General features: G+C 41.5%; 20 protein-coding genes and 3 tRNA genes. 14 read left to right on the top strand and 9 right to left on the bottom strand.

Annotated features, from left to right (window positions below; genetic code table 11):
* The 9 genes from uvrC (at position 1) to rplY (ending at position 7,100) form a co-directional block, all read left to right on the top strand.
* The gene (gene uvrC, locus ACVBIK_RS11125) at positions 1–1,830 is read left to right on the top strand and encodes an excinuclease ABC subunit UvrC (RefSeq protein ID WP_447161315.1); all 1,830 of its coding nucleotides are present in this window, start codon (positions 1–3) and stop codon (positions 1,828–1,830) included.
* A gap of 47 nt (positions 1,831–1,877) precedes the next feature.
* Complete coding sequence (pgsA, locus tag ACVBIK_RS11120) at positions 1,878–2,426, top strand: CDP-diacylglycerol--glycerol-3-phosphate 3-phosphatidyltransferase (RefSeq protein ID WP_447161314.1); 549 nt, start codon at positions 1,878–1,880, stop codon at positions 2,424–2,426.
* Between the two features lie 152 nt (positions 2,427–2,578).
* Positions 2,579–2,654 (top strand) — tRNA-Gly (locus ACVBIK_RS11115).
* A gap of 12 nt (positions 2,655–2,666) precedes the next feature.
* Positions 2,667–2,740: transfer RNA gene (locus ACVBIK_RS11110), tRNA-Cys, on the top strand.
* A gap of 110 nt (positions 2,741–2,850) precedes the next feature.
* Positions 2,851–2,936: transfer RNA gene (locus ACVBIK_RS11105), tRNA-Leu, on the top strand.
* Between the two features lie 950 nt (positions 2,937–3,886).
* A complete protein-coding gene (locus ACVBIK_RS11100) occupies positions 3,887–4,456 on the top strand; it encodes a type II secretion system protein (protein WP_447161313.1) in 570 nt (189 codons plus the stop codon).
* A gap of 279 nt (positions 4,457–4,735) precedes the next feature.
* The gene (locus ACVBIK_RS11095) at positions 4,736–6,016 is read left to right on the top strand and encodes a L,D-transpeptidase family protein (RefSeq protein WP_447162827.1); all 1,281 of its coding nucleotides are present in this window, start codon (positions 4,736–4,738) and stop codon (positions 6,014–6,016) included.
* 153 nt (positions 6,017–6,169) lie between these two features.
* Complete coding sequence (locus ACVBIK_RS11090) at positions 6,170–6,661, top strand: DUF882 domain-containing protein (protein ID WP_447161378.1); 492 nt, start codon at positions 6,170–6,172, stop codon at positions 6,659–6,661.
* 151 nt (positions 6,662–6,812) lie between these two features.
* A complete protein-coding gene (gene rplY, locus ACVBIK_RS11085) occupies positions 6,813–7,100 on the top strand; it encodes a 50S ribosomal protein L25 (RefSeq protein WP_447169687.1) in 288 nt (95 codons plus the stop codon).
* Between the two features lie 61 nt (positions 7,101–7,161).
* Here rplY and ACVBIK_RS11080 read toward each other — a convergent pair whose 3' ends face one another.
* The 4 genes from ACVBIK_RS11080 to sodB form a co-directional block, all read right to left on the bottom strand.
* Entirely contained in the window at positions 7,162–8,688 is a 1,527-nt protein-coding gene (locus ACVBIK_RS11080; protein WP_447162826.1) for a SpoVR family protein, read from the bottom strand.
* Between the two features lie 9 nt (positions 8,689–8,697).
* Positions 8,698–9,966, bottom strand: a complete 1,269-nt coding sequence (locus ACVBIK_RS11075; RefSeq protein ID WP_447169686.1) for a YeaH/YhbH family protein — start codon at positions 9,964–9,966, stop codon at positions 8,698–8,700.
* A gap of 49 nt (positions 9,967–10,015) precedes the next feature.
* The gene (locus ACVBIK_RS11070) at positions 10,016–11,950 is read right to left on the bottom strand and encodes a PrkA family serine protein kinase (protein ID WP_447161308.1); all 1,935 of its coding nucleotides are present in this window, start codon (positions 11,948–11,950) and stop codon (positions 10,016–10,018) included.
* Positions 11,951–12,180: 230 nt separating this feature from the next.
* Positions 12,181–12,765, bottom strand: coding sequence for a superoxide dismutase [Fe] (gene sodB, locus ACVBIK_RS11065; protein WP_447169685.1), 585 nt, complete (start codon positions 12,763–12,765; stop codon positions 12,181–12,183).
* A 225-nt stretch (positions 12,766–12,990) separates the two neighbouring features.
* On the opposite strand from sodB, the gene ACVBIK_RS11060 reads away from it, so the two are divergent.
* Entirely contained in the window at positions 12,991–13,332 is a 342-nt protein-coding gene (locus ACVBIK_RS11060; protein ID WP_447161306.1) for a Grx4 family monothiol glutaredoxin, read from the top strand.
* Between the two features lie 90 nt (positions 13,333–13,422).
* Here the strand turns inward: ACVBIK_RS11060 and ACVBIK_RS11055 are convergent, their stop codons facing one another.
* Positions 13,423–14,679, bottom strand: a complete 1,257-nt coding sequence (locus ACVBIK_RS11055; protein ID WP_447161305.1) for a uracil-xanthine permease family protein — start codon at positions 14,677–14,679, stop codon at positions 13,423–13,425.
* A 176-nt stretch (positions 14,680–14,855) separates the two neighbouring features.
* On the opposite strand from ACVBIK_RS11055, the gene ACVBIK_RS11050 reads away from it, so the two are divergent.
* The gene (locus ACVBIK_RS11050; protein WP_447169684.1) at positions 14,856–15,968 is read left to right on the top strand and encodes a DUF2066 domain-containing protein; all 1,113 of its coding nucleotides are present in this window, start codon (positions 14,856–14,858) and stop codon (positions 15,966–15,968) included.
* 73 nt (positions 15,969–16,041) lie between these two features.
* Positions 16,042–16,752, top strand: a complete 711-nt coding sequence (gene hda, locus ACVBIK_RS11045) for a DnaA inactivator Hda (protein WP_447161303.1) — start codon at positions 16,042–16,044, stop codon at positions 16,750–16,752.
* Positions 16,753–16,948: 196 nt separating this feature from the next.
* On the opposite strand, the gene ACVBIK_RS11040 is transcribed toward hda, so the two are convergent.
* The 4 genes from ACVBIK_RS11040 to bepA all read right to left on the bottom strand — a co-directional run bounded on the left by ACVBIK_RS11040 (position 16,949) and on the right by bepA (position 21,450).
* Positions 16,949–18,898, bottom strand: coding sequence for a hypothetical protein (locus ACVBIK_RS11040; protein WP_447169683.1), 1,950 nt, complete (start codon positions 18,896–18,898; stop codon positions 16,949–16,951).
* A 286-nt stretch (positions 18,899–19,184) separates the two neighbouring features.
* Entirely contained in the window at positions 19,185–19,553 is a 369-nt protein-coding gene (locus tag ACVBIK_RS11035) for a DUF2069 domain-containing protein (RefSeq protein ID WP_447162715.1), read from the bottom strand.
* 12 nt (positions 19,554–19,565) lie between these two features.
* Positions 19,566–19,916 carry an arsenate reductase (glutaredoxin) gene (gene arsC, locus ACVBIK_RS11030; protein WP_447162714.1) on the bottom strand — a complete coding sequence of 117 codons (351 nt, stop codon included), beginning with the start codon at positions 19,914–19,916 and terminating at the stop codon, positions 19,566–19,568.
* 73 nt (positions 19,917–19,989) lie between these two features.
* Positions 19,990–21,450: a beta-barrel assembly-enhancing protease gene (gene bepA / locus ACVBIK_RS11025; RefSeq protein ID WP_447162713.1), complete on the bottom strand. Its 1,461-nt coding sequence runs from the start codon at positions 21,448–21,450 to the stop codon at positions 19,990–19,992.
* A gap of 111 nt (positions 21,451–21,561) precedes the next feature.
* Here bepA and ACVBIK_RS11020 point away from each other — a divergent pair, with 111 nt between their 5' ends.
* The gene (locus tag ACVBIK_RS11020) at positions 21,562–21,777 is read left to right on the top strand and encodes a sulfurtransferase TusA family protein (protein WP_447162712.1); all 216 of its coding nucleotides are present in this window, start codon (positions 21,562–21,564) and stop codon (positions 21,775–21,777) included.
* 89 nt (positions 21,778–21,866) lie between these two features.
* Entirely contained in the window at positions 21,867–22,964 is a 1,098-nt protein-coding gene (locus ACVBIK_RS11015; protein WP_447169682.1) for an AI-2E family transporter, read from the top strand.
* Positions 22,965–23,096: the final 132 nt, after the last annotated feature.

Here is a 23,096-nt window from a genome sequence, read left to right as displayed (position 1 = left end):
ATGCCTGAAGCGTTTAATGCAAATGAGTTTTTAAAAACAGTGACATCATCACCCGGTGTTTATCGGATGTATGACGCCAAAGCTGTTGTGATTTATGTGGGGAAGGCCAAAGACTTAAAAAAGCGGCTTTCCTCCTATTTTCGCAAAAACCTCGCCAATGTGAAAACCCAAGCTTTAGTGTCACATATCGCTAATATTGACGTGACGCTGACACACAGTGAAACTGATGCGTTAATTTTAGAAAATGACTATATCAAGCAGTACATGCCTAAATACAATGTATTGCTCCGAGATGATAAATCCTATCCATACATTTTACTCAGTAATCATAAGCATCCACGCTTAGCCTATCACCGTGGTCCCAAACGAGATAAAGGTTTGTACTTTGGGCCTTATCCCAATGGTGGCGCGGTGCGAGAAAGCTTGCACTTAATGCAGAAACTCTTTCCCATAAGGCAATGCGATGACCTCTATTACAAGTCACGTTCACGTCCATGTTTGCAATATCAAATAGGTCGTTGTAGTGCGCCTTGTGTAGGTAAGGTGTCTGCTGAGGATTATCAAGAGCAGGTGCGGTTGGCAACCTTATTTTTAAAAGGTAAAGATCACCAAGTTATGTCTGTTCTGGTGGGTAAAATGGAGCAAGCGGCCAGTGATATGCGCTATGAGCAGGCGGCACTCTTTAGAGATCAAATTACCGCATTAAGACGGGTGTCAGAGCAGCAAGAGGTGTCGAATGCCACTGGTGATATGGATGTTATCGGCGCTTACTATGCATCCGGCGTAGCGTGTTTTCATCTGTTATTTATTCGGGAAGGAAAAATATTTGGCAGCCGCAGTTATTATCCGAAAGTACCTGTTGATACGGAAGTCTCAGAAGTTTTACGCTCGTTTATGCTGCAGTTCTACCTAAACTCGGATAGCCAACGCATAACACCGAAAGAAATTTTGATCAGCAATGCTTTCGAAGAACAAGCAGAATTGGCCGAGGCGATAGAGGCCGCGCAACATAAGAAAGTGGAAATAAAGACTCAGGTTCGTGGTGAAAGAGCCAGTTTCTTACGCCTAGCACTCACTAATGCGACCAATGCGGTCAATACTCGCTTATCCCATAAAAACACGGTAGAGCAACGTTTCTTATTGTTAGAAGAAGCAATTGAGTCGACCAATAAAATCCAGCGAATGGAATGTTTCGATATTAGCCATACTATGGGAGAGAGCACGGTAGCATCTTGTGTGGTGTTTAATCGAGAGGGACCAAGCAAGGCTGATTATCGGCGCTATAATATCTCTGGTATCACCCCTGGTGATGATTATGCTGCGATGAAGCAAGCTATTAGTCGTCGTTTTGACAAAATCAGTAGCAGCGGGAAAATTCCCGATATTCTGTTTATCGACGGTGGTATAGGGCAGTTGCGGATTGCTCAAAAAGTCGTAGATGAAAAGTTTGTGGCACTGGACAATGCCCCAACGTTAATTGGTGTCGCTAAAGGCGAAGGACGAAAGCCAGGTTTAGAAACATTAATCTATGGCGAGAATGAGGAGTCATTCACTTTACCTGCAGATTCTGGCGCGTTACACCTAATCCAACACATTCGTGATGAGTCCCATCGCTTTGCGATCACAGGGCATCGTAATAAAAGACAAAAAACGCGTAACACTTCAACGTTAGAGTCCATCGCTGGCGTTGGTCCTAAGAGACGTAAAGCTTTGTTGCAATATTTAGGTGGTTTGCAAGAAGTGAAAGGCGCAAGTGTGTCTGAATTGGTAAAAGTTCCCGGTATTAGCTTAGAAATGGCACAAACGATACATGATGCATTGCGAGGGTAACAAAATTAAGGCAAGATTGGCGCTGCTTTTGAATATTAGGTTCTACAATGCCGTTTAACATTCCTATTGCGTTAACACTTTTCAGGTTAGCTCTGCTTCCTGTTTTTGTTGTACTTTTTTATATACCAGAACCCTGGTCTCCTTTTGCCGCTGCATTTGTCTTTTGGCTCGCAGCAGTGACTGACGCACTAGATGGTTACGCTGCGCGAAAGTTGAAGCAATCGACTCGTTTTGGCGCTTTTCTTGATCCCGTTGCCGATAAAATCATGGTAACAACGGCGTTAGTCTTACTTATTTCCGAATACAGCAATATTTGGTTAACATTACCGGCTTTATTTATGATTGGCCGCGAAATAGTCATTTCAGCATTGCGTGAATGGATGGCTGAGATAGGTAAACGAGGTGCAGTTGCAGTTTCTTGGATTGGCAAGTATAAAACCGCTGCTCAAATGGCGGCCATTACCGGTTTAATTTGGCAGCCAAACGAGTTGATAACTTATGCAGCTTTCGGCTTGTTCTATATTGCAGCTGTACTGACATTTTGGTCAATGGTAAGTTATATTTTGGCCGCTTGGGCCGATTTAACTGCGGAATAGCTCGTTAAAGGGATAATGAGATCAATAAGTGGGCAAACAGTCATTTATCGATAAATATAGCGTTGACTCTTGGTATTTTATCGGTAGAATGCCATTCCGTAGTCAAGGGGAAGCGAACTAAGCAAGAACTTGAATACAGTTTAAATTGAAAAGCGACATTAGCTCAGTTGGTAGAGCGATACCTTGCCAAGGTATAGGTCATCGGTTCGAACCCGATATGTCGCTCCAATTTAAAGTTATGGCGCGATGGCAGAATGGCTATGCTGCGGATTGCAAATCCGTCGATCTCGGTTCGACTCCGGGTCGCGCCTCCATAACTTTTTATAGTTATAAAGAACAAGAGTTTGGTGAGTTTGACACTTAATCATTAAGAAGTCAGGCAGTATTGATACCGACAATACGTATCGTCAAAGTCAAAGAGTTTGCCCGTGTGGTGGAATCGGTAGACACAAGGGATTTAAAATCCCTCGCTGAATAAGCGTGCCAGTTCAAGTCTGGCCACGGGTACCAAATAATTCTCTACGGAGAGTTGCAGATAAGCCTCGACAATGTCGGGGCTTTTTTGTATTTCAAATTAAGCCCTGAATAAGCGTGCCACTCATTTGATAAAACAGGTCTGGCCACGGGGACTATCTGCATACGAAGAGTGACTAAACCAGCCATTGAGCTGTTTATTTTACGTCTAGAGTTTGAGTAGATAATTCTGAAGCATGAAATAATCGACAAGGGATTTATTTTTTATAAGAGATGCCTCGCTGAATAAGCGTGCCAGTTCAAGTCTGGCCACGGGTACCAAATAATTCTCTACGGAGAGTTGCAGATAAGCCTCGACAATGTCGGGGCTTTTTTGTATTTCAAATTAAGCCCTGAATAAGCGTGCCACTCATTTGATAAAACAGGCCTGGCCACGGGGACTATCTGCATACGAAGAGTGACTAAACCAGCCATTGAGCTGTTTATTTTACGTCTAGAGTTTGAGTAGATAATTCTGAAGCATGAAATAATCGACAAGGGATTTATTTTTTATAAGAGATGCCTCGCTGAATAAGCGTGCCAGTTCAAGTCTGGCCACGGGTACCAAATAATTCTCTACGGAGAGTTGCAGATAAGCCTCGACAATGTCGGGGCTTTTTTGTACCTAAAATTTAGCTCGTTAAATAATGGTATACCTTAAAATCCAGACGCCCTCACTGAATAAACGTGTCACTCTTTTTGATAAAAGCGAGTCTGGCACGGGGACTGTCTTCATCAAGTCATCAACAGAGAAAGCTAACACATTAGAAGCTGGGTTTGTTTTTGTACCGTTTTCATGCGAGTGTTATGTTGCTAAAATCACATAGAATGACCTACTTTGAAATGACTTAATCTCATGTAGGTTAATCTGAAATGAGTTAATTACACGCTATATGGTGGTGTTTACTCGTTAAATTCTCGTCCATCTTAATGCCGTGGAGTGTGTTATGAAAGTAATGGCTAAAGGTTTTACCCTAATTGAACTTGTCGTTGTGATCATTGTTTTAGGGATATTAGCAGTTGTAGCAGCGCCAAGGTTTATCAATTTGACTCAGGATGCTCACGATGCATCAATCAAGAGTGCATTTGCTAGTTTTACCACGGGGGTGAAGCTCTATCATAGCTGTTGGCTCACTTCAGGTAAAAGCGGTTATCAAATGAATTTAGCTTGTTATGGTGATGGAACTCTAGATTCTTCTGTTACTGGTTATCCTTTAGGCACAGATACTTCTACCAGTAAAAACGGTACACTTTTAAACGGTGATAATTGCAAAGAAATTTGGCAGGGCTTGCTTGATAATGATGAATATACATTAGAAAGCCACATCAACAATACCTTTGATAAAGGCGATGATATTATTTACTGGTACTCTGGTGGGCCTATGACTGATGCTAATACTTACTGCTACTACAACTATATTGCAGATGACCGCTCTAAAGGTGCTGAGAACTGGGAATTGAAATACTATCCAGCAACAGGAAAGACCGAAGTTGGTCGAAGTGCTTTGAGTATTTAATCAGCTTACATATTCTTTAAAAGTTAATAAAATCAAGCTCCTTTATATAAGGGGCTTTTTATTTTTTGTCAGATAGAAAATTTGCTTACTTATATACTGCCTAACGTCATATACAAAACATAATTGTTTGCCATACTTGAAATAGAGATATTGAAAGGGGGCTTGATGCGCTTTTGTAGTTATTTATGCTGTTTTACCTTGTATTGCGTCACCTTTGTTAGCGTTGCTGATGAGCGACTCATGCGGGCTCAAAACATGCTGTATCAGCAAGTGTCTTTAATGGCATTAGTCGGCAGTGAAAGCAAGTTTGACCAATATAAACAACTACTTTCTCAACCTGACCTTTCTCAATCCGAGTTGCAACCGATTGAGCATGAGGTTGCGCAATTTTGGTTGACGCGGCATATTCCCATTCGCAATTCCTCAGCAAATCAATTCGAAGATCCATTCATGAGGGCTATGGCATTAGAGCCAGAGCTCAATGGTTACCTTGAGATTCAAAACAGAATTCGTCATTTACAATGGTTAGCGCAGCAGGGCTGGTGGCAACCGATAATCATCGACGAGCTGATCCGCCCAGGAAAAAAGCACCCGAGTATTCCAACTATCGCTAAACGTTTGTGGTTACTCGGGGACGCAGAGGGCTCTGCAACAACATCTACTATGCTTGATGAAGAGCTAGCATTGGTTATAAAACGATTTCAACGAAGGCATGGTTTACAACCAGACGGTATTATTGGCCCGGAAACAATGAAATGGATAAATGTTCAACCCAATGAAAGGGCGAGGATGTTAGCTAGCAACTTTGTGTTGAAGGCTGAATTTATGGCTCAGCGAGATGAGCGCTTTTTAGTTATTAATATACCTGCATTTGAAATGGCTTTGTTTAATAAAGGTAAAATTGAACTGGAGTCCAGAGTCATCGTCGGTAAACCTTATAGAGCAACGCCCTTACTAAGCGGCGCAATATCAAATGTTGTGATCAATCCAAGTTGGCGAGTACCGAAAAATATTCTTTATAAGGACTTATTACCGCAAGTGAGGTTAGATGGTAATTACATCACAAACAGAAATTTTGATGTATTTGACCGTAATAATAATTTAGTTGTAAGGACTGCTCAGCAATGGAGTGACTTAGCTAGAGGTCCATTCCCGTATCGATTTGTACAGCGTCCGGGCAATAATAATACATTAGGTCGTTATAAATTCTACTTTCCCAATGATTTTAGTATCTTTCTTCATGACACATCAGATCCCAAGCTATTTGAGCGTAGCAATCGTGCTCTATCGTCAGGGTGTATACGTGTGGAAAATGTGGAGGGGCTTGCTAATTGGATGGCTGCTCATTTAATAAAGGATAAGCAGACTTGGGTTGATAGGCATGCAGAGAGAACGCGAACGCAGTGGTTTGCGCTAAATTCGACATTAAATGTTCATTTAGTGTATTGGACCGCTTGGATCGACGATGACAATCAAGCCCAGTTTAGAAATGACATCTACCATTTACAAACTTCAAATACCCTTGCGGGCAGTGCCACTGCTGAAATCAAAGACTTATAAAACAGTTTTAACTAATTTACCCTGATTACTTGCTTTCTTCAATTCTTCGGGTTAATTTGCCTGCCAGTTGTTGGAAAAGTAATCGATGGTGAAAGTGTGTCAGTAGTATGTTCCTCTCGTAGACAGTTATTATTGGGTTTAGGTGGTGTTGCAATGTTTTCAATGTTGCCATCTAAAGCTCACGCAAGTCGTTCAACTAAAGGCGTTAGAAATTTAGGTTTTTATAACCGCCATACAGGTGAACGCGGGCAGGGAAGCTACTGGATAGATGGTGATTATCAAAACGAAATATTGACAGACTTCAGTCAAGTTCTTCGTGATCATCGTCAAAATGAAGCTGCGCCAATGGATAAGCGCTTATTTGATTTTGCTTATCAATTGAGAGAGTCACTTAGTTTTGAAGATGAATTACACGTAATATCAGGCTATCGTTCGCCAAAAACGAATGCCATGTTAGCGAAAAGAAGCAATGGTGTAGCGAAAAAGAGCTACCATATGAAAGGTATGGCACTCGATCTTGCTTTGCCCGGCGTAAAGTTGGCTGATATACGCGAGGCTGCTATTGAGCTTAAGCTTGGCGGCGTGGGTTACTACCCAAGTTCAGGCTTTGTCCATATTGATACGGGCCCCGTAAGACACTGGTAAGGTCGCTTTAGCGTGGTGAAAGAATACGGGCATTATCATCTTTGTTAAACGGGATATTCTATGGTAGAATCCGCCCCGCGTTTAGCAGGTCATGGTTGGTCGAAAATCATAACCTTAAATTTTATGTTATTTTTTATTAAGTGAGTTAAATATGTCTTACACTATCGCTGCACAAGTTCGTACTGAAATCGGGAAAGGTTCGAGCCGCCGCCTACGTCACGCGAACAAAGTACCTGCTGTTATCTATGGTCCAGGTAAAGAGCCTATCGCTATTGTTTTTGATCACAAAGATATCATCAACATTCAAGAGAACCAAGATTTCTACACTTCTGAGCTAACTATCGCTCTAGAAGGTAAAGATGTTAAAGTTCGCGTTCAAGACATGCAACGCCACGCGTTCAAGCCAATGATTGAACACGTTGACTTCAAATTCGCTTAAGTTTTAAGTTGATTTGATAAAAGCGCCTGATTAGGCGCTTTTTTTATACCTGCAGCTAGGCTTAGCTTTTTTGTTCCTCAAGGACTTCAGGGCAGGCTGCGATGATAGTCGTTTTACTCTCATCGTTATATTGCTCGAGTTTTACATCAAAGCCCCAAAGGCGGTGGAGGTGTTTAACGACTTCTTGGCAAGTGCCTGCTAGCGGGATCCTAGCGCTTGGGATATATCTCAACGTTAAAGATCTATCCCCAGTCACTTCAACTTTTTGAACTTGAATATTAGGTTCCAGATTGGACAAGTTATATTGTTGAGATAGTTTGTGCCTGATCTCTTTATAGCCCTCTTCATCGTGAATAGCTGAAACACTGATATGATTTTTCCTATCATCGTCTAATATAGAAAATAACTTGAATTGCCTAATAATATTTGGCGATAAGTATTGACTGATAAAGCTCTCATCCTTGAAGTTTTCCATTGCAAAATGCAGCGTGGTTAACCAATCACTTCCAGCAATTTCCGGGAACCACTGTCTATCTTCATCTGTTGGGTTTTCACAGATCCGTCTAATGTCGACAAACATATTAAAGCCTAGTGCATAGGGGTTGATCCCGCTGTAATGAGGGCTGTTGTAGCTAGGCTGTGCGACAACGTTAGTGTGGCTTTGTAAAAACTCCAACATGAAACGGTCTGTTACCAGTCCATCGTCATATAGGTGATTGAGAATGGTATAGTGCCAAAAAGTGGCCCAGCCTTCATTCATGACTTGCGTCTGTTTTTGAGGGTAGAAGTACTGGCCCATTTTTCTGACGATACGCACTATTTCCCGTTGCCAAGGCTCAAGCAGAGGCGCATTTTTCTCTATAAAATAGAGTATATTTTCCTGCGGCTCAGCAGGGAAGCAAGCTTGCTTCTCTTCTGCTTCTTCTTGCGGAAGTTCGGGTATGGTTCGCCATAGTTCATTGACTTGGCTTTGTAGGTAAGCTTCTCTGTCTTTTTGGCGAATCTTTTCTTCCCTGAATGAGATTTCACTAGGGCGCTTATACCTGTCGACACCGTAACTCATGAGTGCATGGCAAGAGTCGATGATACTTTCGACCTTTTCAATGCCATAGAGCTCTTCGCATTCGCTAATGTAATTTCTAGCAAACACTAAGTAATCAATGATCGAACTTGCATCGGTCCAGGTTTTAAAAAGGTAATTACCTTTAAAAAAACTATTATGGCCAAAACTCGCATGTGCCATCACCAGCGCTTGCATAGTGATGGTATTCTCTTCCATTAGATAGGCGATACATGGATCTGAATTGATAACAATTTCGTAGGCGAGCCCCATTTGGCCACGTTTATAACCTTGCTCGGTCTCTATAAAGCGTTTACCAAATGACCAGTGTGTGTAACCAATAGGCATACCAATACCGGCATAGGCATCCATCATCTGCTCAGCAGTAATAACTTCAATCTGATTTGGGTATGCATCTAAACGATAAATACCCGCTACTCGTTCAATTTCGGTAAGGTAGGTCTGTAACAGATCAAAGTTCCAATCTGGTCCATCATCCATTGGTGTTCTTTTATTTGGACTATCCATAAACGCCCCCTAAACAGCCTGTTTCTTAAATAACTCTCTAAAAACGGGATAAATGTCTTCTGCCTGTTTTATGTGTTGTACTGCAATATTGGCATGAGACTTTTTAAGATCTTCATATTCGCGCCACAGTGTTTGATGGGCGCGGTTAGTGATCTCTATATAGCTAAAGTATCTAACAACAGGTAGTAACTTCTTCTCTAAGAGTTCATGGCATGAAGGGGAATCATCGGCCCAATTATCCCCGTCAGATGCCTGAGCTGCGTAAATATTCCATTCATTTTCTGGATAACGCTTCTGTTGAATTTCATGCATAAGTTTAAGTGCACTCGATACAATCGTTCCGCCGGTTTCTTGAGAGTAGAAGAACTCGTGCTCATCAACTTCTTTTGCTTGGGTATGGTGACGTATGTATACCACTTCTAAGTTTTTGTAGGTACGGGTGAGAAAAAGGTAAAGTAGAATATAAAAGCGTTTTGCCATGTCTTTGGTTGCTTGATCCATTGACCCAGACACGTCCATTAAGCAAAACATTACCGCTTGGCTTGAAGGCACTTCACGTTTGGCATAGTTGTTGTAACGTAAATCAAAAGTATCAATAAAAGGTACTTTCTTTATACGTTCTTTTAAGTCTTTAATTTCACACTTTAGAGCTAAAATTCGTTCAGCTTCAGAGCCTGGCGTATTTTCCAATTCATTAAGCTCTTGTTCTAGAAGTTTCAATTTAGATCTTTTCGTTGACGTCATTGCGGTTCTTCGTGCAAGTGATGAACGAAGAGATCGTACAATATTGATATTTGCGGGCACGCCATCATTAGTAAAGCCTGCTCTGTAAACTTGGTACTCTACTAATTTATTTAAGCGGTTATTTTGAAGATTAGGTAGCTCAAGATCTTCAAACAACAATTCTAAATACTCATCTTTTGAAATTTGAAATACAAAGTCATCTTCACCTTCACCAGAGTCAGATGCTTCTCCAGGACCTGCACCTTGCCCCGGTCCTGAAGGTGGTCGCTCAATTTGATCACCCTTGGCAAACTTGTCATTTCCTGGATGGACTCGTTCTCGAACGCCGCCATTACCCTGATGAAAAGTGGGTTCACTAATGTCTCGGGTCGGAATACTAATTTTCTCGCCCTTATCAACATCGGTAACGCTACGATGAGTCACGGCGTCGCTTACCGCCTTTTTAATCTGTTTCTTATATCGATTAATAAAGCGCTGTCGATTAACAGTGCTTTTCCCTTTAGCATTGAGTCTTCTATCAATGAAACTTGTCATGCGCACCTCCTAGCCTATTAGAAGGGGAGTAAACTCCCCTTAGGGCTTATTAAGAAGACTTTCTAACTCTTAAATACCATTCTGAGAGTAGTCTTACTTGTTTTTGGGTGTAGCCTTTTTCCATCATTCGATTCACAAAGTCATCGTGCTTACGTTGATCATCAGTAGAGGTTTTGCCATTGAAAGAAATGACGGGTAACAGATCTTCAGTATTTGAGAACATCTTTTTCTCGATGACCGTTCTGAGCTTTTCATAACTTGTCCATAATGGGTTAGTGCCTTCATTATTGGCCCTAGCACGCAGGACAAAGTTAACGATCTCATTTCTGAAATCTTTAGGGTTGCTAATTCCTGCTGGTTTCTCTATTTTTTCAAGCTCTGAGTTTAGCGCTGCTCTATCGAATAATTGACCGGTTTCAGGGTCGCGGTACTCTTGGTCTTGGATCCAGAAATCTGCATAAGTCACGTATCTGTCGAAGATATTTTGACCATATTCTGAGTAGGACTCTAAATAAGCCGTTTGGATCTCTTTGCCGATAAATTCCACATATTTAGGGATGAGATAACCTTTTAGAAACTCTAAATAACGCTCAGCAGTTTCTGATGGAAATTGCTCCTGCTCTATTTGTCGTTCTAATACATAAAACAGATGCACTGGGTTTGCGGCAATTTCGGTATGATCGAAGTTAAACACCCTAGAGAGGATTTTAAAGGCAAAGCGCGTTGATAGACCTTGCATCCCTTCGTCTACACCTGCGTAATCGCGGTACTCTTGATAGGATTTAGCTTTAGGATCGGTGTCTTTTAGACTTTCACCGTCATAAACCCGCATTTTTGAATAGATTGATGAGTTCTCAGGTGCAATTACACGTGAAAGGACACTAAATTGTGCGAGGGTTTCTAGTGTACCAGGTGCACAAGGGGTGTTAGCCAGTTCTGAATTGGACAACAGCTTTTGGTAAATCCGTACCTCTTCTGTCATTCTGAGGCAATAAGGTACTTTAACAATATAGACCCTGTCTAAAAACGCTTCGTTGGTCTTGTTGTTTCTAAAGGTTGTCCACTCAGATTCATTCGAGTGAGCCAGAATAATGCCACTAAAAGGTAGGGCTGATAACCCTTCTGTTCCGTTGTAGTTACCTTCCTGTGTCGCCGTCAGTAATGGGTGAAGCACCTTGATGGGGGCTTTGAACATCTCTACAAACTCCATCATACCTTGGTTCGCTCGACATAATGCGCCGGAATAAGAGTAGGCATCGGCATCATGTTGAGCAAAGTGTTCTAACTGTCGAATATCGACCTTACCAACTAATGATGAAATATCTTGGTTGTTCTCATCGCCGGGTTCCGTTTTAGCAATGGCGAGTTGATCTAGGATAGAAGGGTAGACCTTTACCACCTTAAATTTGGATATATCACCACCAAAGTCATGTAAGCGCTTGACGGCCCAAGGAGACATGATTGTTTTTAAATACCGATCGGGAATGCCGTACTCTTCTTTTAACAGCTTTCCATCTTCATCAAGATTAAATAAACTAAATGGGTGATCATTAACAGGACTGCGCACGCCATCGGCAGTCAGTACATATATAGGTACATCTTGCATTAAAGCTTTAAGTTTTTCGGCAAGTGAAGATTTACCACCCCCTACTGGTCCAAGTAAGTAAAGGATCTGTTTTGACTCCTCAAGACCTTGAGCCGAGTGTTTTAAATAAGCAACGATCTGCTCAATCGCTTCCTCCATACCGTAAAAATCTTTAAATGCTGGATAACGAGAAATAAGTCGATTGGAAAATAGTCGACTAAGTATGGGATCTTTAGATGTGTCTACGAATTCTGGCTCTCCAATAGCCATTAATAAGCGCTCTGCAGCAGATGCATATGCACTTCTATCATTTTTACAAATGGTTAAAAAGTCTTCTAATGAATATTCTTCATCAAGCTTTCTCTCATAGCGCTGTTGGTAATGCTCAAATATACTCATAACCGGCCCCCTGAAACGCACAAATGGTAAGTTTAGAGGCTAATTAATTTGGCCCCCTATCTTTAATGTTAGACGTTAAATGTGAGCCGTGTAGTAAAAAAGTAAATAAAAACAATAAGAAATAGTTGCATTTGCAATAGTTGCACTTGAGATAAAGCAAGCAGGGGATGTAAATACACAATAAAAAAGGAGCCTAAAGGCTCCTCTTTATTATCTGAGAAATTAAATGATTAACCAGCGAAGTTTGCGTTAACAAATTCCCAGTTAACAAGTTCCCAAAAATGCGCTAAATAGTCAGGGCGCACGTTACGGTAGTCGATGTAGTAAGCATGTTCCCATACATCAACAGTCATAATTGGAGTTACACCTTCATCTGTAAGAGGTGTCGCTGCGTTGCTTGTGTTAACAATAGCAACAGTGCCGTCAGCGTTCTTTACTAGCCAAGTCCAAGCGCTACCGAAGTTGTTGACTGCAGAATCAGTAAACTGTGCTTTAAATGCTTCAAATGAGCCGAAAGCCGCTACGATTGCATCTGCAACTGGACCGGTTGCTTCACCACCGCCATTTGGAGATAGACAGTTCCAGTAGAAAGTGTGGTTCCAGATTTGAGCTGCGTTATTAAAGATACCACCAGTAGAGGTCTTAATGATCTCTTCTAGGCTCTTTTGCTCAATGTCAGTACCTTCAACTAAACCGTTAAGCTTAACAACATAAGTGTTGTGGTGCTTACCGTAGTGGTAGTTAATGGTCTCTTCTGAGATATGTGGCTCAAGTGCGTTTTTTGCGTAAGGTAATGCTGGTAATTCAAAAGCCATTAGTTTTCTCCGTTAACTTCTAGTTTGTTATTTGTGCGTTCTTGCTCACTGCGGAACATTTTACCTAATAAACTTGTGAAGTGTATCATTGTTTATTCAAATTGAGCGATTATCTTAATCGTTTATTTCTATTAGTTATTGTCCCTATTAAAAGTAGGTTTTTGTTCTGCCAAAGACTGGCGTACAATGTCGAGATTGTAATGAAGTTCTAATCAGGAAAGAAAAATGGAAACAGTAGAAAAGATCAAGCAGCAAATCGCCGAAAATCCAATTATTGTATATATGAAGGGTTCACCAAAGTTACCAAGCTGCGGTTTCTCTTCTCAAGTAGCTCAAATCATGATTAATTGTGAAGAGCAATTTGCATTTGTTGATATCCTCCAGCATCCAGATATCCGTGCTGAACTACCAAAATATGCTAACTGGCCGACTTTCCCTCAGCTTTGGATTGAAGGCGAGCTAATTGGTGGTTGTGACATTCTGACTGAAATGTTCCAAAAAGGTGAGCTACAAACGCTTATTAAAGAAACTGCTGCTAAATATAAAACAGAAGACGATCAAGCTTAACTTTGATTATGTCTGTAAAAAGCCCCTAACGATGTGAGTCGTTAGGGGCTTTTTTATGGCTTAAACGTATATGAGCAAACGTCTAGACTTTTACAAAGATGGATTGATCTCTTCATTAATAATTTTTGTATGCGAGGCCGCATTATCTGGCAGTACGAGGTTCATAACGATAGCTAAGATCCCGCAAAGGCTGATCCCGGTTAAGCTAAATGAGCCGATACCAAATGCCATACCACCAATGCCAAACACTAACGTCACGCCAACAATACTAAGGTTGCGTGGCTCATTCATGTCTACTTGATTCTTAATTAAAGAGTTAAGACCGACAGCAGCAATAGAGCCAAATAGCAAACACATGATCCCGCCCATAACGGGTACTGGAATCGTTTGCAGTAGTGCACCTAGCTTGCCGACAAAAGAGAATAAAATGGCTGTAACAGCTGTCCATGTCATTACCACTGGGTTGAAATTCTTAGTAAGTGTTACAGCGCCAGTCACTTCGGAGTAGGTTGTGTTTGGCGGTCCACCAAATGCTGATGCGGCAATAGTCGCCACACCGTCACCTGCTAAGGTGCGGTGTAAGCCTGGCTTTTTGAGGTAATCTTTACCTGTTACATTTGAGATAGCTAAGATATCGCCAATGTGTTCAACCGCTGGGGCAATTGCAACGGGGATCATAAATAAAATAGCATGCCAGTTAAATTCTGGCGCCACAAAGTTGGGCATAGCAATCCAAGCTGCTTCTTTAACTGGCGTAAAGTCAACAATACCGAAAGCCAAACTTAATCCATAACCTACCGTAATGCCGGCTAATATTGGCATTAGTTTTAAAATGCCTTTGGCAAATATAGCGACGGCGATGGTGGTAAATAAAGATGCTAGAGAGATAAGTAATGCAGTATTTTGCTCGATAAGCACAAGGCTACCGTCGCCGCTTTTACCGACAGCCATGTTGACAGCAACAGGCGCTAAGCCCAAGCCAATAACGATGATGACTGGCCCTACAACAACTGGAGGCAACAAGCGTTTAATGAAGCCACCACCACGAACTTTAATGACGGTTGCTAAAATTACATAAACAACACCTGCAGCCATTAAACCGCCCATGGTCGATGGGATCCCCCAAGTTTGTACGCCGTACATAATAGGTGCGATAAAAGCGAAAGAAGACGCTAGAAAGATGGGGATTTGACGTTTTGTGATTAATTGGAAAAGCAGAGTGCCGATACCAGCGGTAAAGAGTGCAACGTTAGTATCTAGGCCTGTTAGCAAGGGCATTAATACCAGCGAGCCAAAGGCTACGAACAGCATTTGTGCTCCTTGCAAAGGCATTGTCAGGTTTTTCATTATTTCTCTCTTATTTTAAGTAAACCTATCAATGATAACTGTTTTTAATGTTTTGGTATGTGAAGTGGAACATGAAAGTGGGGTTTAGCCTTTAATGAGGATGTCTCTTTATCTCGGCAAAAGTGATAATAGATGTGATACAATTTTATTTATCGAGCCGTCTTTGAATCTAAAACATGTTAAAACTCATTTTACGTACTTTTATTACTGTCTCTTTTCTCGTTGGCTTCTCAACGCATGTTACTGCGGCCGAGGTAAAGTTCCTCGATGAAGGTGTTGTGCCCATCGATTCAAGATCTACGGCACTTAGAAGTCAAGGGATCAAACAAGCCTTTGAAGAAGTGATTTTAAAAAATTCAGGGACTCAGAGCGCGCTTTCAAACGAAGCAATAAAAAAGCAGCTTGGTAATGCGAGCTCATTGATGACGCAATACGGTTATTTTGAAGATAATGGTGAACTGTTCTTGAAAGTAAACTTTGACCACAAACGTATTATTGCACTGTTACGAGAAGCGGGGTTGCCAGTTTGGGGCAAACAGAGACCGTTGACTTTAGTCTGGTTAGTTATCAATGAACATGGTGAACGTGAAATAATAAGTGATGCATCTAGCAATGTTAGCCGCCAGGTTTTTGATCGTGAGTCAGCGACTCGAGGCGCGCCAGTGTTGTTTCCGTTAATGGATCTTGATGACTCGATGAAGGTCGGTGTAAATGATATTCGTGGTAACTTTAGCGACAATGTGGCTGATGCCTCTTTACGTTATCAATCCAATTACTTCATCATGGCTGCGATTGAGCCACAAGGCAGTACATACCGTTATCAAATGAGTCTTTACCCACGTGAAAAAGCGGCTCAATCGCTGCAATTAACAGCTGTTATTAATAAGAGTGGCGAGGCTGCTACGATTGATGAGGCTGTTGCCGCTATGGTTGCAGCGACCAGTGAGTATTATGTGGGGCAGTATGCGATAGCCGACTCTGGGGAGCAGAAAACCACCAAGATTTCTTTTGCTGATATATCTGATATGAAGCAATTAGTTGCGATTGAGCGTTACTTAGATCAGCTAAGTGCCATTAAGTCGGCAAGCATTAGCCGTATTGAAGGACAGACGATTGAATTTAATTTGCGCCTTTTTGGTAATGAAGCAGACTTGCATCGATTAATGGCTCTTGACCCTCGAATTGAGTCGGTATCGAGCAATAGCCAGCAAAACTTGGACTATTCAACAATAGAGACCCAAGTTCAAGCTCAGAAAGAGACACAGATCTATTATTGGAAAGGTCAATAACTCCCAATCAAGTGACACACATGCTACCATGTATGTCTAATATAGAAATATTGCGTCGTTGAGAAGCACCTGAGTGAAGTCAAACTCTCCTTTACAGTTATCATTACCAGTTCATCTACCTGATGATGAAACCTTCAATAGTTATTATCCTGCAGCGGGTAACGATGAGCTTATTCAAAGTTTACAAGCTTGTGCCGAGGGTAGGTCAGAAGGTGCAGTTTTTTTATGGGGTCCAGAAAAGTCCGGACGCACCCATCTTATGCACGCCGCCTGTGCTCATGCAAATGATCTAGGCCGAAGTAGCTTTTATATTCCTTTAGGGATCCATGCGAGTATTTCTACAGCGTTATTAGAAGGCTTAGAGAAACTCGATCTCGTCTGTATTGATGATGTCGATGCGATTGCAGGACACCCTTTATGGGAGGAGGCGATATTTGATCTCTATAATCGGATTTCTGAGCAGAAGACCTGCTCGCTGATTGTTAGTGCAAGTGTTTCACCAAGTGATAGCGGTTTCTCTTTACCGGATTTAGTCTCTCGAATGCAGTGGGGGCTTAATTACCAGCTACAACCTATGGCTGATGAAGAAAAACTCGCGGCACTGCAACGCCGTGCTGCGATGCGAGGCTTACAGTTACCTGAAGATGTAGGGCGCTTTTTATTAAACCGCTTAGCCAGAGATTTAAGAACATTGTTTGACGTGTTAGATAGGCTCGATAAAGCATCTATGGTGCATCAACGTAAATTGACTATCCCTTTTATTAAAGAGATGCTGCGTTTATAAACTGAGAACCTAGCTTGATGAACATAAGCTTGATGGGTTTGAGTTTGCTAAACTTAACTTTGTGCTACTAAGCATTAGGTTAATAGTTAATAAACAGATATTAAAGCCTCTGCCTAATGAGACTGAACAGATATAACAAAAAGCCCAGATGAGATGTCTGGGCTTTTTTGTGTCTGCTATTGCTCAAATACAAGTTCTAATCCATGGGCTTAGTGTGTCGGTCTCCACTAAATCTAAGCTTGTGTACAAAAGTAGGCTCTGAGACGTTACCACTTAAGGCTAAAGATTTTTCTAATGCGTTATTGACTGGTGATATGGCTAAGTTATCCGCCCATGATTGTCCTTGCTTCATGGCAATGGGGTCTGGGAGCTGGTTCACTAATGTTGCACCATCAAGGTCAGGCATCATTTGATTGATAACAAATGCAGCGCGATTTTCAAGTTTTGCATCACCAATTCGTCCACGCTGTCCCCAGTTAACACTAATTGAGCTTGCTGTGGGATTATCAGGTTTATCTGTTACGGCTACATCACGCTGGATTGAGTATCTATGACTCATTAAGGCTTCTTCAAACAGCATGGCGGCATCCTCGCGTTTGGTCGAATAGGCGTAATAGTCACTGGCTCTATCGGGAGAGAAGAAACTGGTGATATCTGCAGCGATGTAGGCTTTTTGGGGATCATTAGCCGTTTCCCCTTTAAAGCTGACCTCTGCTAAATTTGTCATTTCCTGGCTATTTAGAGGGTAAAGAGCAGTAAGTTGATCTGATACTAACTGCTTTGCATCACTTCGACGGAAGTAATCATCGAGTAATGTTGGACCTGATAGGCTGGCATGTACACTATTTGGGAAGAAATCGTTGGCGTGAGCCAATTCATGATAGAGCAAGGATGCTAAATCCGGCATCATTTGTTCGGCCGTGCGGTCAACTCTTACATTTCTAGGCGTTATATAGGATGTATAGCTGTTGTTTTTAACATATCGCCATGGCATTAAAAAATTCAAATCATTACCAAAGGCACTTCGATAATCAGGCGCTTCATTAATGGTGTCCCGCTCTTGTGCAAGTAACCATAGATCGTTTGGGTCTAGATAAATTGCCCCAGTGACTACCCAATAAAATGATGGCCTTACATCATAACTAATAACTACAGCGGTTACCGACTGTAATAGTGTTGCAAAATCACTATTCGGATCTAGGTTTTCAAGAAAGTGCTCGAAATTCTCCCCCATCCATTGGTGCGAAACCAATACTCTGTCTAAGATTGCTTGTTTATCTATCCCTGATTTTTGTCCAATCAGAGGCAGGCGTGAAATGTTACAGCTCTGCTGTAACTGATTTGAATAAACGCAGGGTTGTAGTTCGTTTTTATAGGGAGAATCAGCATTATAGGCAAAGGTCTTAGCCACTCTCTCATCGAAATAAGAGGACGTAATAGCGGCCTCTTTCGTGATTAAAAGTTGCACGTCATCGGTTACAGTTTCGCCGTTGATGACAGCAGTGGCTCTAAGGATACTGATGGTGTCTTCGTTGACACTTGGAGCGGTAAGTAAGGCTTGTTCCGGCGTACTGATGTCGACTGTTAAGCTTGGACCCGCTGCTAGACACCAATTAATCTCAGTGGGTGGATTTGTCTCTGGAGTATCAAGCCTAAAGCTAACCGAGTTACCTTCACTTGCTTGATGATCAACACGAGCTGATAATTGTTCTGCACTGGCAGCAGTTAAATTTATTTCGATTGACTCAATATAGGTTATGTCATTTTTACTAGCCGTTACTTCAAATTTGTAACTACCACTTTCGCGGGCGGTAAAGGCTAATACTGGGCTTTTAATACTTTTTAAGATTAACGTAGGGCCGGATAGTTGAGTCCAGTTAAAGCTAAAGTCACTCACATTATTTCCGTTAAGCGTTACCGTTATTGCTCCTGGTTGCTCGGCAAGGTATTGGTCTTCAGTATAAAAGGTAATCGCTGAGGTTGTTGCAACAGGATTGAGTTCAGTGGGTATATCACACCTAGCTAAACCTTGAGGAATGACGGGAGGAGGAGTGAGCTCTCCAGAGGAGTCATTATTGTTACTACTGCCACCACATGCGGTAAGGCTAATGACACCGATTAACACGTAACCTAAGGACCTTTTCATCTATTTATCCTTTATTCTTATTATGTTCAGCGACAAGCTTTAAATTTATTCATCTGAATATAGCATGTGAGTTGTTGCGCAAACAAAGTGTTGTTTAATAAATTGTTGTCGAATATCGAATATCGAATATCGAATGTTGAATATTGAATATTGAATATTGAATATTGAATGTTGAATGCTGAAGATCAAGGGGAACAAGAGTATAACAAGGCTTTATAACGAGAGAAGATGAAGTATTGGTGAATAGAGCACTGGCGTAGGTCCGGAACCGCCAGTGCTAAAAAGCTTACTTTTTCTTTTTCAATCCAAGCCCTAGCTCACGCCCTCGGATCCTGGCGTAAAAAGGAAAACCAATGAGTAAACTGCCAATCAGCAAGGACTCCACGACAGCAAAAAGTGTGTCGGTTTCGGTAACATAAACCAAAGTGAGTGCATGCAACATATAAAGGCAAAGAATAAAACTTGCCCAAGCATAGGTATATGGCTTACCTGTTAAAATGCCTTTCAGTGGCAACAATAGAGGAATAAGCCAGAGTAGACTAAATAGCATGGAGTATTCGCCGGTTAACCCTTGGCGTATGAACCATGCCCCTAACAACATTACCAATGCCACATAACCAGTGCGGCAAAGCTTAAATAGGGTGGTCGAGTTCATTACTTACCTCGTTTATAAAATTGTAAGAACATTCTCTGGCGGACGTCCAATTGCAGCCTTATTATTGGCGAGAACAATAGGGCGTTCAATAAGTTTAGGGGTATTGATCATCGCCTGAATTAACTGCGCTTGAGTTAAAGACGGATCACTTAAACCTTGTTCTTTATATTCAGTTTCCTTAACCCGCATCATATCTCTTGGCGCGATATTGAGCTTTGTTAAAATATCGGTAATTTGCTCTACTGATATTGGTGTTTTCAGGTACTCAATAATGTCGATTTGGCAGTTGTTATCTTCTAATAACGCCAAGGTCTGGCGGCTTTTTGAACATCTTGGGTTGTGATAAATACTAACGTTTGTCATAGTCTTTTTATTGTTATTAAAAGTTGCGCTAATGATACGTTAATTTGTGACTGGAGTCACAAATTAACTGTGCTTATTGTAGCTGCTCTAGTGCCCTGTCAGCTTGTCTAAATTGCCTGATCCGGGCTTCTATTCGAGCTAGCTGCAGAGAATCTCCTTTAGCTTCTCGGTATGCAAAATTGAGTTGGTCGATAGCGGTTTTATAATCCGCTACGAGCGCTAGAGACTCTGCTTTAACAAAGTACTCCATCGCTTTATTACCATTTTTCTTGTATGCCTGATGTAGCAAGATATAAGCAAGCTGATCTTGTTTATCGAGGAAAATAAGGTCTTCAAGCAAGGGGATCGCTTTATTGACCTGATTATCTTCCAGGTAAATGTTGGCCAGATTGGTATTCACAACTGAAGAGGTCGGTTTTAGCTGCTTTTGCGCTAATAATAAGGTAATCGCATCCTTATTAGCACCTCTTTGGCTGAGCAGATCGGTCTTAGTATCAATGTAAAATAAGTTATTAGGACTCTTAGCTAATAACTCATCAATAATTTTTTCAGATTCTGTAAACTTCTTCAATCTAAATAAAGCCAATGCTTTACCGTACTGTGCTGCACTTTTGTAACTGTAGCGGTTATGTTTTAACTGTTTTTCAAATATAGAAAGGGCAGCTTGTTCACTATAGCCGGAGAAGCGCACTTGGATCCGTGCTTTAGCAAGTTGGAAGTTTAGGTTATCTGGTACATGCCTTAGAGGGTAGCGTTCGGCACGAATACGGGCTTCTGAGATGCGAGACTCAGGTAACGGGTGAGTCAAAAGCATTTGTGGCGGTTTAGTGGTAAATCGGTAGCGTGTGGCCAGTTTACCAAAAAAGTCAGCAGCGCCATTAGGGTCAAATCCGGCGTCGACCATGATCTGCATGCCTATTCGGTCAGCTTCTTTCTCGTGTAAACGGGTATAGTTAATTCGAGACTGAGTGGCCAAGGCTTGAGTTGTTGCTAATGCCGCCATACCCGCTTGCGGAGAGGCAATGGTTAATAAGATAGCGCCAAGCATACCAGCGATAGTGGCAGTGGAGCTTTTTTGCTGCGCTTCTAGTGAGCGTGCTAAGTGACGTTGAGTAACGTGAGTTACTTCGTGCCCAAGTACTGAAGCTAGCTCACTTTCGGTGTCGGCATTTAAGAATAATCCTGTATGAACACCCACGTGGCCACCGAAAAATGCAAATGCGTTAATTTCATCATTTCGTAGCAAGAAAAAATAAAATGGCGTCTTTACACCTGTTGCATGGGCTACCAGTTTATTACCAAGTTCAGTTAGGTATTGATTTAAAACGGGATCATTAAGCATAGGCGCTGAGCCACGGATAACTCGCATATATGCGTCACCATACTCAGTTTCTTTTTCTAAGCTGAATGTATTAACTGCCGCTGTACCTAGGTCAGGTAAATCGTTATTTGCATAACTTACAGGTGAACTAGTGCATAAAATAAATGAAAGGGCACCAGCAATGACGGATTTAGACAATGTTAATTTACTCAAGCGGATCCTTAATTTGGGCTATGCTTCTGTTATCACTTAGTCACAATGCTTACTTGTGGTTTGTGTCGCTTATTAGGATAATAGCCTTAGATTGTTTATAGCAAGTTCATTATGATTATTATTGATTTAACTCCATACCGTTGTCCGTTACCGTTAGTCAAAGTCAAACTTGCGTTGCAGCAACTTTCAGCGGAGGAGTGCATGCGTGTCTTATTATCCGACCCCGGTTCTAGGCAAGATGTTCCCCGCTATTTAAAAAAAGTGGGATTCTGTTATACAGTAACTGAAGATAATGACACCATTTTGTCGCTAACTGTGACCAAGTAAAAGAGACTTTATAAAATTTTACATAAAGTAAATATCATTATAACGATGGCTACCAAGGACTAGAAAGGTCGTCGAACTAGGGAGTTTGAATGTTATCTGTTTTAAGCCGTTGGTATAAAGAACGTTTTAGTGATCCACAAGCCGTTACCTTAGTCCTCATCCTTGCGGGTTTAGCCTTAGCAATTTATTTTGCTGGTGGTTTACTCGCTCCATTATTAATTGCACTCGTTCTAGCGTTTTTACTTGAGTGGCCTGTTGCACAAATGTCGCGAATAGGTATCAATCGAACAACGGCAGCATCTTTAGTTTTAGTATTGTTTATTGGCTTAATGCTATTGATTAGCTTTGGCTTAATGCCAAGTATTTGGAAGCAGGGCGTGAGTCTAATTGCCGATCTTCCGAGTATGATTGATAAAGGCCTCATTACTGCGCAAAGTTATATCAATCAGTACCCCCAATTTGTGAACCCCAGCCAGTTAGATACCATGGTTGCAGAGTTGAAAAAGATGTTGGATACCCAACACTTACTTGATATCGGTAAGCAATTGATAGGATATTCAGCATCGTTACTTGTGTTGATGGTATATGCGATTTTGATCCCTCTATTAGTATTTTTCTTCTTAAAAGATAAAGATCAACTTATTCAAGGCAGTAAACGCTTCTTTCCAACCAATAGAGAGTTAGCCCGTAAAGTTTGGAATGAGATGAATCAGCAGATCTTCAATTACATTAGAGGCAAGGTGATTGAGATTGTGATTATTGGTGTTGTCAGTTACATCTTCTTTGCTTTTATGGATTTACGATATGCAGCTTTACTGGGTGTATTAACCGGACTGTCAGTACTTATTCCCTATGTAGGCGCCACTTTAGTCACACTTCCAATAGCATTGGTGGCTTTTTTCCAGTGGGGCTTCAGTCCTGAGTTTGGTTACCTGATGGTAGGGTATGGGATCATTCAAGCATTAGATGGTAATGTGTTAGTGCCTATTTTGTTCTCTGATGCGGTCGATCTACACCCAGTATTTATTATCGCTGCGGTGTTGGTGTTCGGTGGATTATGGGGAGTATGGGGAGTCTTTTTTGCAATACCTTTAGCTTCTTTAGTTAAGGCCGTGATTAACGCTTGGCCGGTACCAAAATCTGAAGATGATTCAAGTCAGGTTGTGACAGTTGAAAAGGTTTCTTGAGTTAAAAAGCTAAAATTTTGCGGAAAGTTTTAAGTGTAATAAAAAGCAGCCCTAGGCTGTAATGCCGTTCACTTAAGGTGAACGGCATTTTTATTTTTGGCATACCGTTGAGGCCTTGGTTTTACTGTTCTG

It is taken from the genome of Shewanella sp. 125m-1 (assembly GCF_052977065.1).
The sequence above is the reverse complement of the archived record's forward strand: the minus strand, read 5'-3'. Positions and strand labels throughout refer to the sequence as shown.

Bases quoted from the DNA above. Each gene is read 5' to 3' on its own strand.
- ACVBIK_RS11035 (WP_447162715.1), bottom strand. From the start codon at position 19,553: ATGAACTCGACCACCCTATTTAAGCTTTGCCGCACTGGTTATGTGGCA.
- pgsA (WP_447161314.1), top strand. From the start codon at position 1,878: ATGCCGTTTAACATTCCTATTGCGTTAACACTTTTCAGGTTAGCTCTG.
- ACVBIK_RS11075 (WP_447169686.1), bottom strand. From the start codon at position 9,966: ATGACAAGTTTCATTGATAGAAGACTCAATGCTAAAGGGAAAAGCACT.
- ACVBIK_RS11020 (WP_447162712.1), top strand. From the start codon at position 21,562: ATGATTATTATTGATTTAACTCCATACCGTTGTCCGTTACCGTTAGTC.
- ACVBIK_RS11050 (WP_447169684.1), top strand. From the start codon at position 14,856: ATGTTAAAACTCATTTTACGTACTTTTATTACTGTCTCTTTTCTCGTT.
- ACVBIK_RS11090 (WP_447161378.1), top strand. From the start codon at position 6,170: ATGTTTTCAATGTTGCCATCTAAAGCTCACGCAAGTCGTTCAACTAAA.
- arsC (WP_447162714.1), bottom strand. From the start codon at position 19,916: ATGACAAACGTTAGTATTTATCACAACCCAAGATGTTCAAAAAGCCGC.
- sodB (WP_447169685.1), bottom strand. From the start codon at position 12,765: ATGGCTTTTGAATTACCAGCATTACCTTACGCAAAAAACGCACTTGAG.
- uvrC (WP_447161315.1), top strand. From the start codon at position 1: ATGCCTGAAGCGTTTAATGCAAATGAGTTTTTAAAAACAGTGACATCA.
- ACVBIK_RS11080 (WP_447162826.1), bottom strand. From the start codon at position 8,688: ATGGATAGTCCAAATAAAAGAACACCAATGGATGATGGACCAGATTGG.
- ACVBIK_RS11060 (WP_447161306.1), top strand. From the start codon at position 12,991: ATGGAAACAGTAGAAAAGATCAAGCAGCAAATCGCCGAAAATCCAATT.
- ACVBIK_RS11040 (WP_447169683.1), bottom strand. From the start codon at position 18,898: ATGAAAAGGTCCTTAGGTTACGTGTTAATCGGTGTCATTAGCCTTACC.
- ACVBIK_RS11095 (WP_447162827.1), top strand. From the start codon at position 4,736: ATGGCATTAGTCGGCAGTGAAAGCAAGTTTGACCAATATAAACAACTA.
- rplY (WP_447169687.1), top strand. From the start codon at position 6,813: ATGTCTTACACTATCGCTGCACAAGTTCGTACTGAAATCGGGAAAGGT.
- ACVBIK_RS11015 (WP_447169682.1), top strand. From the start codon at position 21,867: ATGTTATCTGTTTTAAGCCGTTGGTATAAAGAACGTTTTAGTGATCCA.
- ACVBIK_RS11070 (WP_447161308.1), bottom strand. From the start codon at position 11,950: ATGAGTATATTTGAGCATTACCAACAGCGCTATGAGAGAAAGCTTGAT.
- ACVBIK_RS11055 (WP_447161305.1), bottom strand. From the start codon at position 14,679: ATGAAAAACCTGACAATGCCTTTGCAAGGAGCACAAATGCTGTTCGTA.
- ACVBIK_RS11100 (WP_447161313.1), top strand. From the start codon at position 3,887: ATGAAAGTAATGGCTAAAGGTTTTACCCTAATTGAACTTGTCGTTGTG.